We start from the raw sequence: 11,479 nt of genomic DNA on the forward strand, positions 1-11,479 counted from the left end.
CGCCCGGCCGGTGACCAGCGCAGGCCGCAGCCGGACGCAGCGGGCCAGCTTCCCGCGCCTGACCGGCGCCCTGCGCGCGACGGCAGCGGCCGGCGCGCGGGTGACCGCTGTGGAGCGCGCGCCGGTCGGCGGCGGGAAGCTGGCCCGCTGCGTCCGGCTGCGGCTGCGCTGGTCACCGGCCGGCGCCGGGCCGGACACGGTGATCGGCAAGTTCGCCGCCGCCGACGAGCGCACCCGGCGCACCGGCACCGACAGCGACGCGTACCGCCGGGAACTGCTCTTCTACCGCCGGCTGGCGCCGGCCGTACCGATCCGGGTGCCACGCTGCCACCTCGCCGAGGCGGCACCGGGGACCGGCGAGTTCGTGCTGCTGCTCGCCGACGCCGCCCCGGCCCGCCCCCGCGACCAGGTACGCGGCGCCACCGCGGACGACGTCGCGCTGGCGCTGGGTGAGCTGGCCCGGCTGCAGGCCCGGTTCTGGGGCGGTGCCGGGCTCTGCGGCCAGGAGTGGTTGCCGGTGCCCGGCCCGGCGACCGGCCGGCGCCGGGCAGCGGCGTACCGGGTGACCGCCGAGGGGTTCCTGGCCCGGTTCGGGACGCGACTGTCGCCCCGGGCCCGGGCGGTGGTAGCCGGGTTCGGCACCCGGGTACGCCGCTGGGCCGCCGCGCAGCAGCCGCCGTACACCCTGCTGCACGGCGACTTCCGGCTGGACAACCTGCTCTTCGACGACGGCCCGGGCAGCGCGCCGCTGACCGTCGTGGACTGGCAGACGGTGGCGCTCGGCCCCGGCCCGAGCGACGCGGCGTACCTGGTCGGCGGCGCGCTGCCGGAGGACGTCCGGCGGGACCACGAGGAGGAGCTGCTGCGGCACTACCGGCGCGCACTGGCCGCGGCCGGGGTGCGCTGGGCCGAGGCGGAGTGCCGCCGCGCGTGGCGGCTGGGCGCGCTCGCCGGGGTCCACATGACGGTGGTCGGCGCGATGCTCGTCGCCGCGGACCCGGCCAGCGACGCCATGTTCATGTCGCTGGCCGAGCGGCACGCGGCCCACGTGACGGATCTGGAGGCGTTCGATGTCCTCGACCAGCACCGGTGAGCAGGCACTGCCCGACGAGGCGTTCGGGCCGCCGCCCGCCGACCCGCCCGCGTACTGGCAGGAGAGCTGCTACTTCGTGGCGCACCGGCCGGACCACCCCGGCGACGTGCTGATCCTCAACCTGACCAGCCAGCCGACCCGGGACGGGTTCGACTGCCTGCAGCTGAGCCGGATCGACGGGCGGTTACGGTTCGCCCGGTTCACCCGCCGGTACGGCGACGACCCCCGCACCACCGCCGTCGGTCCGGCCCGGGTGGACGTGCTCGCGCCGTACCGGCGGATCCGGCTGGCGGTGGCGGAGGGCGAGGCGCCGGTCGGCTTCGACCTGACCTGGACCGCGCGCACCCGGCCGTACCTGCTGCCCCGCGGGTCGATGTCGGTCGACGACCGGCTGGTGTGGGACCAGCGGCACCTGTTCCAGTCCGGCTGGTTCGACGGCTGGTACTCCGTCGACGGCGAGCACCGGCCGGTCCGGCGGTGGTGGGGGCAGCGCGACCACTCCTGGGGGGTGCGGGACCACGCCCGGGTGCCGCTGTGGATGTGGCTGGCCGTGCAGCTCGGCGACGGGATGCTCGGCGTCTGGTGCTGGGAGCGGCCGGACGGTGGCCGGGCCTACTGCGCCGGCTGCTGGGCCCCGGTCGGCGACGGGGAGCCGGTGCCGGTCACCGGCTTCCGGCACCGGTTGCACTGGACCGGGGTCGACGGCCGGCCGGTCGGGTACGGGCGGGCCGGCGCGGCGGTGCACGGCCTGGCGGGCCGGGTGGAGTTCGATCTGGCCGACGGCCGACGAGTCGGGGTGACCGGCAGCGGGGAGTGGAACGCCCGCTACGGCCGGCGCGGGGGCGGGCAGCACCACCTCGCGGTGGTCACCGACGACGGCCGCCGGGGCACCGCGATCTACGAGATCACCGGCTCGGACCACCACCACTTCTTTCCGGGCGGCGCCCGGTGACCGGGCCGCTGCACGGGCTGCGGGTGCTGGAGCTGGCCACCGGGGTGGCCGGCCCGTACGCCGGCCGGCTGCTGGCCATGCTCGGCGCCACCGTGGTGAAGGCGGAGCCGCCCGGCGGCGACCCGGCGCGCGGACTGCCGGTCGACGGTGGGCCGCAGCACTCGCCGAGCCCGGTCTTCGTGCACCTGAACGCCGGCAAGCGGCTGGTCGGCCGGGAGGTGCTGCCGGCGGCGCTGGGCTGGGCGGACGTGGTGCTGGACGACGGCACCCTGCCGGTGGACGGGCCGGCGGTGGACGGGCCGCTGGTGGTCACCGTGGCCTCCGGGCTGGCCACCGACGAGGAGCTGCTGGTGCAGGCGGCGTCCGGGCTGCTGGCGGTGAGCGTGGACGACGACGGGGTGCCGCACCGGTTCCCCGGCTGGCAGTCGCAATACCTGGCCGGGGCGTACGCGGCGGCGGCCGCGCTGGCCGGGCTGGCCCGCGGGGCGGCCTGGGCCCGGGTCAGCTGGCTGGGGGCGCTGCTGACCGCGTTCGAGGCGCAGGGCGCCGGGCTGCTCTACACCGCCAGCTCTGGCCGTCCGGAGGACCCCGACGAGGCCCGCCGCAACGCGGGGCACCTGGCCCGCACCTTCCCGTCCGGGGTGTTCGCCTGCGCGGACGGGCAGGTGATCCCGGGCACCGTACGGGCGGAGGACTGGCTGCGGCAGTGCGCCGTCTACGGCCGACCCGACCTGCCGTACGACGAGCGGTTCGTCTGGGCGCACCGGTGGCGCAACCGGCACCTGCTCGCCGCCGAGCTGCGCCCCTGGTACGCCGCGCGCACCCGGGCGGAGATCTTCCGGGCGGCGCTGGACGCCGGTTGGGCGGCGGCGATGGTGCTCACCGCCCGGGACGCGCTGACCGACCCGCACCTGGCCGAGCGGGGCTTCCTCGCCCCGCTGACCGGGGCGACCGGCGGCCGGGTGGCGGCCCGCCCGTGGCGCAGCCCGCTGCTGCCCGAGGGGGTGCCGGTCCGGCTCGCCGGACCGGGCGGGGACGCCGGCTGGTTCCGCCCCGAGCACCCGCGCCCGGCGGCACCGCCCCGGCCACCGGAGCTGGCCGGGCTGCGCGTGCTGGAGCTGACGCTGGCCTGGGCGGGACCGCTCACCGGCCGGTTCCTCGGCACGCTCGGCGCGGACGTGGTGCGGGTCGAGGTGGGCAGTCGCCCGGACGGCTGGCGGACCCGGCACCGGTGGCACGAACTCGGCGTGCCGGTGCCCGACGGGGCGGACCCGCAGGAGTGCACCTGGGACGCCTCCGCCCAGTTCAACAGCCTGAACCGGGGCAAGCGCGGGATCTCGGTGGACCTGGCCACCCCGGCCGGCGCCGACGTCTTCCGGGACCTGGTCGCGGTCGCCGACGTGCTGGTGGTGAACATGACCCACGACGTGCTGGTCAAGCGCGGCGTGGCCGAGGACGTACGCCGGCAGGTCGAGCGCGGCCTGGTGGTGGTCACCATGCCGGCGCTGGGGGCGACCGGGCCGTACCGGTCGATGGCCGGCTACGGGATGCTCACCGAGGGGATGGGCGGGTTCGCCGCCCGGTACGGATCGCCGGCCGAGCCGGCAACGGTCAGCCCGGTCTACTACCCGGACGCGGTGGCCGGGGCGCACGGGGTGGTCGCGGTGCTGGCCGCGCTGGCCGGTCGCGCCCGGCACGGGCGGGGTGACTGGCTCGACCTGTCCCAGCAGGAGACGCTCTGGTTGCAGCTCGGCGAGGGCCTGGTGCTCGCCTCCCGGGAGGGCCGGAACCCGACGCGGCTCGGCGACGCCGAGCCGGGTGTCCCCAGCTCGGGCGTCGTCGCCACCCTGGACGGGCACGTCGCGTTCGTCGACCGGCGGCCCGGCTCGACCGCGACGCCGGAGACGGTGGCCCGCTGGGCCGCCGGGTCGACCACCGCCGAGGTGCTGGCCCGGTTGCGCGCCGAGGGGGTCGCCGCCGAGGCGGTGGCCGACCTGCGCCGGCGGTACGCCGACGGCACGCTGCGCGCCGCCGGGCTGGTGGAGGAGGTCGACCACCCGGTCGCCGGGCGGCGGGCGTACCTCACCCCGCCGGTGCGGCTGGCCGGCGATCCGCTGCCGCCGGCCCGGCCCGCTCCCCTGTTCGACCAGCACACCGACGAGGTGCTCGCCGAGTGGCTCGGCTACGCCGCCGGGCGGATCCGGGCGCTGCGCGAGGCCGGGGCGGTCGGCACCCGCCCGCGCCAGCCACGCCGCCGCTCGACCAGCGCCGCCGGCCGCCGCTGACCGCACCGTGCGGGGCGGTGATCGGGCCGGAGCGGGAATCCGCACGGCGCGGGGGACGCCCGGTCCCGTGCGGCCGGGAGGTGTCGCGCGCGCCGCCGCCCTCCGGGGGTGGGAGGGCGGCGGGGACGGACGCGGCTCAGCCGGCGGTGGGAATGGCGTCGGCGGGCGCCGCGTCGGTCCAGTGCAGCACGCCCTCGGACCAGACGTAGCGGGCCTGGCCCCAGCGCATCACGGAGGCCGCGTCCGGAAAGAAGCCCGAGCCCTTGAAGTTGGCGCTGGTGTTGCAGAGCACCGGGACGCCGGTGAGCCGCTCGTACGCGGTCAGCAGCCGGTGCATCGTCGGGTTGTCGGCGTCCACGGTCTGCAACCGGGCGCTGCCGTCGAGGTGCACCACCGCCGGGATCCGATCCTTCCACTCCGGACGGACGGAGTGGTCGAAGAGCATGTACGGATCCCGGGTGCCGGGGCTGAACACCTCCGGCGCCCGGTCCTGGAGGCAGATCGGGGCGACCGGCCGGTACCACTCCCGCCCCTTCATGGCGTTGAGCCGGTCCTTCATGGCCGCACTGGTGGCCGGGGCGATGATGCTGCGGTGCCCGAGCGCCCGGGGGCCGAGCTCGGCCGGCCCGTGCACCACGACCACCGGCTCGCCCTGCTCCTCCAGCAGCTTGGCCAGCTCCTCGATCTCGCAGGGGCGGCTGGACCAGCCGGCCGGCGTCCGCCGGGTCGGCGTCACCGGCGGGCCGGCGAAGACCGACCAGCGCAGCGCGGACCGCCCGGTGCTGCGGATCATCTCCACGCACGCCGCGCCGATCGCCGAGCCCGCGTCGTTGGGGAACGGCGGCACCCAGACATCGGCGAAGAGGCCGCTGGCCCGCAGCCCGGCGTTCCACTTGATGTTCAGGGCGCAGCCGCCGGAGAGGCAGATCGGCAGGCCGTCCAGCTCGGGCAGCTCGGCGAGCTTCTGCTTGAGCCCGTCGACGAGCACCCGGAACAGGTGTTCCTGGAAGGAGGCGAGCAGCGCGGCGTCGGAGAGCCCCAGGGCGGCGGCCTCCTGCTGCACCCGCCGGCTCCACCCGTACGACTTGATGGCCCGGTCGATCGGCAGCATCGCCGCCGTGACACCCTCCATCAGCTTGACGGCCTCCTCCGACGGCGGGTCGAGCGAGGCGTACGCCATCGCCTTGCCGGAGACCGGGAGCAGCGCCTCCATGCCCGGGCCGGGGTTGGACGCGAGCCGTCGCGAGTGGTCGACCCGGAACGGGCCGAAGTGCGACGCGAAGATCGGGTAGATGCCGCCGGACACCTCCGCCACCGGACCGTACGCGCGCACCGCCCGCCGCCGGGGGTCGTAGTGGTAGAGGTTCGGCGCCATCCCGCCGTCCCAGACCAGCATCAGCGCCGGCTCGTCCCGGGCGGCGAAGTCGCTGGTGCAGTAGCTGGCGAAGGCGTGGTCGGTGGCGTGGCTGAAGCTGCGGAACCGGGTCCGCGCCGGGCCGAAGAGCGGGCTGCTGCCGACCCGGCCGTCGAGCAGCCGGGGTGAGTCCGCCGGCGCGTCGTCGTAGCCGGCCACCTCGACCGGCCGGGCGATGCCGGCGTCGTCGATCACCTCGACCCAGCTCTCGTTCTCCCGGCCCCGGGCCCAGCCGTCGATGACCACACTGGTCAGGTCGGCCGGGGAGATCCCGGCGTCGCGCAGCCGCGCGGCGATGTCGGCGGAGCGGTTGAAGGTCGCGTGCCGTTCCCGGTTCTCCAGCTTCTCCGCCTCGACCGAGAGCAGCAGGCGGTCGCCCTCCACGATCGCGAAGCCGCCGTCGTGGGTCATCTTGAGCCCGCAGATCAGGGGTGCAGACATCGCTTCTCCTCCCGGCGCGACCGGTCGGCGGCGACCTGGGTCGTGGTGGAACATAGGCGCGGCCCAGCCGGGGCGACAAGGCGCGCAGAACCGCGCCCGCGGCCCGGGCGAGTGACGCGACTCCGCAGTTGAACGCCGGTGCGGTCCGCGGCGACACTGCCAGGCGTGCCGGAGCCGGTGAGTTTCGCCAGGGACGTGCTGCCGCTCTTCCGCGAGCTGGACCTCGAGATGCCGCACGCCTTCGACCTGTCCGACCACGCCGACGTATGCGCGTGGGCCGAGGCCATCCACGAGCGCCTCGCGGACGGTTCGATGCCGTGCGACGCGCCGTGGCCGGACGAGGACGTGGCACTGTTCCGCCGCTGGATCGACGAGGGCCGGCACCCCTGACGCACCCGCCGGGCCCACGCCCGGTCTCGGCCACGCTCGGGCGGATCTGCGCTCGGCCGGGCCCGCGCCCGGTCGAGTCCCCGCTCGGTCGGGCCGCGCTCGCCGGGCCCGCACTCGGCCGGTTTCGGCGCGGGCGGGCCGGCGGGACAGCCCGGTCAGGCGCGGCTGAGCAGCGGGCGCGAGCGCCGTTCCAGCAACCCGCCGAGCGCCGGCGTGGCCCCGGCCGACCAGGCCGACAGGACCCGCTCGACGACGCCGAACTCCGACTCCAGCACGGACAGGCCCGCGGTCGGCACCGCCGCCCCGAGCGCGACCAGCAACGGGCGCAGGTAGCTCTCCACCGCGTGCCGGTGGCCGCGGTCGGCGGCGGTCATCATCGGCACCGCCACCGTGCCGGCCAGGCCGTGCCGGGGCAACAGGTCCAGGAAGAGCTTCAGCAGCCCGGTGTAGCTGCCCTTGTAGGTGGGCGAGGCGACCAGCAGCAGCGTCGCGCCGGTCACCGCCGCGTACGCCTCGCGCACCGCGGCGCACCGGTCCTCGGCCACGATCAGCCCGGCCGGCAGCTCGGCGAGGTCGACCAGGGTCGGCGCGGCCAGCTCGACGCCGGTCTCGGCCAACCGCTCGCGCAGCAGCTCCGCCGCCGTCAGCACCACGCCCCGGGTGCGCGACCTGGGCCGCGGATTGCCGACCAGGACGGTGAACGGGACCGAGCCACTGTCGACAGACGTCATTGCCACACATTGGCACGGCCCGACGCGGCGCTGCTACGTTCCGCGACATGGCTGACCACGGCGACCCGCCCCGGTTGGAGGTCCGTGGCCTGCGCCCCGACGAGCGCCGGCTGGCCGGCGGGCTGGTCGCCCGGGCGATGCGGGACAACCCCACCACGCTGGCGATGTGCGGCGCCGACCCGTTCGACCGGCTGGCGCACATGCAGCCGATCTGGACCGCCTTCTTCCACCGGCCGCCGGGCCCGGCGCTCGGCGCCTTCCACCGGGGCTGTCTGGTCGGCGTCGCCGGGGCCACCCCGCCGGGCGCCTGCGTCGGCGGCACCTACGGTCCGCGCGCCGCCCAGGTGGCGGGCGGACCGGTGCCGCCGCCCGGCGACCCGGACCGCGCCGACTACGTGCAGGCGACGTACGCCGTCAACGACCTGCCGGAGCCGCACTGGCACCTGGGCCCGGTGGCGGTGGAGCCCGGGTTCCAGGGCCGGGGCGTCGGCGCGCGGCTGGTACGCGAGCTGACCGCCGTGCTGGACGCCGACGGGCACGACGGCTGGTGCGAGACCGACACCGAGGCCAACGTGCGGTTCTACCGGGCGCTGGGCTGGCAGGTGGTACGCACCGTGCAGGTCATCGGGATTCCGCTGTGGTTCCTGCGCCGGCCGGTGCCGCGTCCGGCGCCGGCGGCACCAGCGTCCGCAGCTCGGCGAACGGATCCAGACCCAGCGACACCCGGCCGATGAACTCCCGGGCCTCGATCGGCGAGTAGGGCTGCATGAACCCGCCGGCCCGCACGTCCCGGTAGAGCCGGCCGAGCGGGTGCCCGGTGAGGTACGACCCGCCACCGACCACCGTCATCGCCTGGTCGACCACCTCCGTGGCGGCCCGGTTGACGATGAGCTTGGTGCACTGGTAATCCATCACCGCCCGGTGCACCGCGTCCATGGTCAGCTCGTCCTCGGGCAGCGTCAGGAACTCGTCCATCGCCTCGCAGGTGCGGCCCAGGGTGGCCCGGGCGGTGGCCAGCGCCACCTCCATCTCGGCGAGCTGCACCTGCACCGCCGGGCGCTCGGCCAGCAGGTGGTCGTACGGCTTGCGCTTGCGGGTCCGGGCGGCCGTCACGGTCAGCTCGTGCGCCGCCTCGGCGATGCCCAGGTAGGCCCCGACCAGTGGGAAGTTCACCGCGACCAGCCCCGGCCACATCGCCGTGGTGGGCTCACCCACCCGGCCGCCCAGCTGCACCATGTCGGCCGGCACGAAGCAGTCGGTGAGCACCACGTCGTTGCTGCCCGAGCCGCGCATCCCGACCGCGTCCCAGTTGTCCAGCACGGTCAGGCCAGGCGTGCCGCGCCGGATCACCGCGCTGCCCATCCGGTACCAGCCGGCGCCGTCGGGCACCCGGACGAAGACCGTGAACGCGTCGGCGACCGCCGAGTTGGTGGCGAAGGTCTTGTGCCCGCTGATCAGGTAGCCGCCCTCGGCCGGCCGAGCCTCGGTGGTCGGGAAGGAGAACGCGCCACCCGGCTCGGTGCCGGCGTGCGACATCACCAGCCGGCCCCGGCCCAGCAGCTTGACCAGGATGCGCAGCTGGGCGGTGAACGGAGCGTCGTCCGCGGACCGGCGCAGGGTGCGGCTGATGTCGAAGGTGAAGCCGAGGTGCATGTTCGCGGCGATGGCGGTGGCCGGGCAGCCGCGGGCCAGCCGGGACACCGCCACCGTCAGGTCGTGCAGCGAGTCGACGCCGAGCCCGCCGGCCTCGGCCGGCGCGGTGGCGGCGAGGAGGCCGCTGGCCCGCATGGCGGCGAAGTTCTCCCGGACGAAGGTGTTCTCCGCGTCGTAGCGCGCGGCCCGGGTGGCGAAGTCCGCCGCGTGCTCCTCGGCCAGTTCGACCATCCGGGCACCGGCCGGGGTCCTCGCCGACAGCGGTCGGGTCATGGCGTTCCTCCAATGACTCGGGACGCGGGCGAGTCGGACCCTACGGACGCACCCGCGAGCGGCGCAACGAGCGCCGTTGCCGCCCGCGGCCGGGGTCGACCGCCGCGCAATGACCACCCTTGCCGGCCCCGACGGTCGCCGCCGATAGTGCGGGGCGTGGACGCACTGGACGGTTTCGTGCCCTGGCCGGCGGAGTTCGCCCGGCGCTACCGGGCCGAGGGCTACTGGCGGGGCGAGACACTCGGCGCCATCGGGCGGACCGTGCCCGACCGAAACCGCACAGCCCTGGTGCACGGCGACCGGCGGTGGAGCTACGCGGAGCTGGATCGGCGGGCCGACCGCACCGCGGCCGGCCTGGCGGCGCTCGGCATCCGCCGCGGCGACCGGGTGCTGGTGCAGCTGCCCAACGTCGCCGAGCTGGTGCAACTCTCGCTGGCGCTGTTCCGGCTCGGCGCGCTGCCGGTGTACGCGCTGGCGCCGCACCGGATGGCCGAGCTCGGCCACCTGGCGGAGCTGACCGGCGCCCGCGCCTACGTGGCACCGGACCGGTTCGCCGGCTTCGACTACCGACCCCTCGCCGCCGAACTGCGCGCCGCCAACCCGGCCCTGGCGCACGTGCTGATCGTCGGCGAGCCCGGCGAGTTCCAGGCACTGTCCGAGGTGGACGCCGAGCCGCTGGCGCTACCCGGGCCGGCGCCCGGCGACATCGCCTTCTTCCTGCTCTCCGGGGGCACCACCGGACTGCCCAAGCTGATCCCCCGCACCCACGACGACTACGCCTTCCAGCTGCGGGCCTGCGCCGAAGCGCTGGGCGTGGACGAGCACTCGGTCTACCTGGCGGCGCTGCCGGCGGCGCACAACGCGGCGCTCGGCTGCCCCGGGGTGCTCGGCACCCTGGCCGTCGGCGGCACCGTGGTGCTCAGCCCGACGCCGAGCCCGGACGACGCGTTCGGGCTGATCACCGCCGAGGGCGTCACCTTCACCACGCTGATGCCGCCGCTGCTGCCGGTCTGGGTGGACCTGGCCCCGCTGCTGGAGGTGGACCTGCGGCCGGTGCTGCTGCAGGTCGGCGGCGCCAACCTGCAGCCCGAGGTGGCGTACCGGGTGATGGCGGCGGGTTGCCGGCTCACCCACTGGTTCGGGATGGCCGAGGGGGTGCTCAGCTACACCCGGCTCACCGACCCGCCGGACGTGGTGGCGCACACCCAGGGCCGGCCGCTGGCCGCCGCGGACGAGTACCGGGTGGTCGACGCCGACGGCCTGGACGTGCCGCCCGGGGAGGTCGGCGAGCTGCTCGTCCGGGGCCCGTGCACGCTGCGCGGCTACTACCGGGCGCCGGCGTACAACGCCGAGGCGTTCACGCCCGACGGCTTCCTGCGCACCGGCGACCTGGTCCGGATCACCGGGGACGGGAACCTCGCCGTCCGCGGCCGGATCAAGGACGTGATCAACCGCGGCGGCGAGAAGATCGGCGCCACCGAGCTGGAGGACCACGTCGGCGCCCACCCGGCGGTACGCGCGTGCGCGGCGGTGGCGGTGCCGGACGCCACCCTCGGCGAGAAGATCTGCGTCTACCTGGTGCCGCGCGGCGAGCCGGTCGGGCTCGACGAGCTGCGCGCCTTCCTCACCGGGCGCGGGCTGGCCGGCTACAAGCTGCCGGACCGGCTGGAGGTGGTGGACGAGCTGCCGCGCACCAGCGTCGGGAAGGTCGACAAGCGGCTGCTGCGCGAGCTCGGAGCCGGGGCCCGGGGATGACGCTGCGACGGCTGCGGGAGGCGCCGGGATCCCGGTGTTTCGTCTGCGCGCCCGGCAACCCGCGCGGCCTGGCGGTCCCGCTCTGGTACGACGACGCCGACGGCCACGTCGAGGCCACCGTGCGCTTCGACGAGCTGCACTGCGGCGCCCCGACGTACGTCCACTCCGGACTCGCGATGGCCGTGCTGGCCGAGGCGATGGCCTGGGCGGTGGTCACCACCACCGGCCGGATCGCGATCACGCTGGCCAGCTCCACCGACTTCCACCGGCCGCTGCGGGTCGACGTGCCGTACCTTGCCCGGGCCGAGATCGGCCAGGTCGCCGGGATGGACGTGAACGCGTCGGCGGTGTTCCGGGTCGACGCCGAGGTGCTCGCCACCGCCACCGGCACCTTCCGGGTGATCTCGGAGAAGACCGCGGCGCGGCTGCGCGCGCGGGTCAACCGTCCGGACGGGACGTCGAGTAACCTACCGTGAGCCATCCGACACGGAT

10 protein-coding genes are annotated in these 11,479 nt (G+C 76.0%); 7 read left to right on the top strand and 3 right to left on the bottom strand.

Features of this window, described 5'->3' with window-relative positions; genetic code table 11:
* Positions 1–10: 10 nt before the first annotated feature.
* Genes FHX32_RS17160 through FHX32_RS17170 form a run of 3 tightly spaced genes read left to right on the top strand, consistent with a single transcriptional unit; the run spans position 11 to position 4,330 of the window.
* Positions 11–1,093 (top strand): phosphotransferase, encoded by a 1,083-nt coding sequence (locus FHX32_RS17160; protein ID WP_167183838.1) that lies wholly within the window; start codon positions 11–13, stop codon positions 1,091–1,093.
* Positions 1,071–2,045 carry a hypothetical protein gene (locus tag FHX32_RS17165; protein ID WP_167183821.1) on the top strand — a complete coding sequence of 325 codons (975 nt, stop codon included), beginning with the start codon at positions 1,071–1,073 and terminating at the stop codon, positions 2,043–2,045. The genes FHX32_RS17160 and FHX32_RS17165 overlap by 23 nt, the downstream gene beginning before the upstream one ends.
* A complete protein-coding gene (locus tag FHX32_RS17170) occupies positions 2,042–4,330 on the top strand; it encodes a CoA transferase (RefSeq protein ID WP_167183824.1) in 2,289 nt (762 codons plus the stop codon). Before FHX32_RS17165 ends, FHX32_RS17170 begins: the two co-directional genes overlap by 4 nt.
* 136 nt (positions 4,331–4,466) lie before the next feature.
* Here the strand turns inward: FHX32_RS17170 and FHX32_RS17175 are convergent, their stop codons facing one another.
* Positions 4,467–6,185 (bottom strand): carbamoyltransferase N-terminal domain-containing protein, encoded by a 1,719-nt coding sequence (locus FHX32_RS17175; RefSeq protein WP_167183827.1) that lies wholly within the window; start codon positions 6,183–6,185, stop codon positions 4,467–4,469.
* A 165-nt stretch (positions 6,186–6,350) separates the two neighbouring features.
* On the opposite strand from FHX32_RS17175, the gene FHX32_RS17180 reads away from it, so the two are divergent.
* Positions 6,351–6,575, top strand: a complete 225-nt coding sequence (locus FHX32_RS17180) for an HAD family hydrolase (RefSeq protein WP_109902898.1) — start codon at positions 6,351–6,353, stop codon at positions 6,573–6,575.
* Between the two features lie 155 nt (positions 6,576–6,730).
* On the opposite strand, the gene FHX32_RS17185 is transcribed toward FHX32_RS17180, so the two are convergent.
* Positions 6,731–7,306: an NAD(P)H-dependent oxidoreductase gene (locus FHX32_RS17185; protein ID WP_167183830.1), complete on the bottom strand. Its 576-nt coding sequence runs from the start codon at positions 7,304–7,306 to the stop codon at positions 6,731–6,733.
* A gap of 47 nt (positions 7,307–7,353) precedes the next feature.
* Here FHX32_RS17185 and FHX32_RS17190 point away from each other — a divergent pair, with 47 nt between their 5' ends.
* Entirely contained in the window at positions 7,354–8,040 is a 687-nt protein-coding gene (locus FHX32_RS17190; RefSeq protein WP_167183840.1) for a GNAT family N-acetyltransferase, read from the top strand.
* Here FHX32_RS17190 and FHX32_RS17195 read toward each other — a convergent pair.
* Positions 7,928–9,232, bottom strand: a complete 1,305-nt coding sequence (locus FHX32_RS17195; RefSeq protein WP_167183842.1) for an acyl-CoA dehydrogenase family protein — start codon at positions 9,230–9,232, stop codon at positions 7,928–7,930. The two genes, FHX32_RS17190 and FHX32_RS17195, sit on opposite strands and share 113 nt — an antisense overlap.
* Before the next feature lie 156 nt (positions 9,233–9,388).
* Here FHX32_RS17195 and FHX32_RS17200 point away from each other — a divergent pair, with 156 nt between their 5' ends.
* Together FHX32_RS17200 and FHX32_RS17205 are read left to right on the top strand one after the other, a co-directional pair.
* Positions 9,389–10,987: a (2,3-dihydroxybenzoyl)adenylate synthase gene (locus FHX32_RS17200; protein WP_486481148.1), complete on the top strand. Its 1,599-nt coding sequence runs from the start codon at positions 9,389–9,391 to the stop codon at positions 10,985–10,987.
* Positions 10,984–11,463, top strand: coding sequence for a PaaI family thioesterase (locus FHX32_RS17205; RefSeq protein ID WP_167183848.1), 480 nt, complete (start codon positions 10,984–10,986; stop codon positions 11,461–11,463). Before FHX32_RS17200 ends, FHX32_RS17205 begins: the two co-directional genes overlap by 4 nt.
* Positions 11,464–11,479 lie beyond the last annotated feature (16 nt).

It is taken from the genome of Micromonospora sp. CNZ280, from assembly GCF_011759515.1.

Coding starts and splice junctions, on each gene's coding strand:
- FHX32_RS17165 (WP_167183821.1), top strand. CDS start 1,071: ATGTCCTCGACCAGCACCGGTGAGCAGGCACTGCCCGACGAGGCGTTC.
- FHX32_RS17175 (WP_167183827.1), bottom strand. CDS start 6,185: ATGTCTGCACCCCTGATCTGCGGGCTCAAGATGACCCACGACGGCGGC.
- FHX32_RS17185 (WP_167183830.1), bottom strand. CDS start 7,306: ATGACGTCTGTCGACAGTGGCTCGGTCCCGTTCACCGTCCTGGTCGGC.
- FHX32_RS17190 (WP_167183840.1), top strand. CDS start 7,354: ATGGCTGACCACGGCGACCCGCCCCGGTTGGAGGTCCGTGGCCTGCGC.
- FHX32_RS17195 (WP_167183842.1), bottom strand. CDS start 9,232: ATGACCCGACCGCTGTCGGCGAGGACCCCGGCCGGTGCCCGGATGGTC.
- FHX32_RS17205 (WP_167183848.1), top strand. CDS start 10,984: ATGACGCTGCGACGGCTGCGGGAGGCGCCGGGATCCCGGTGTTTCGTC.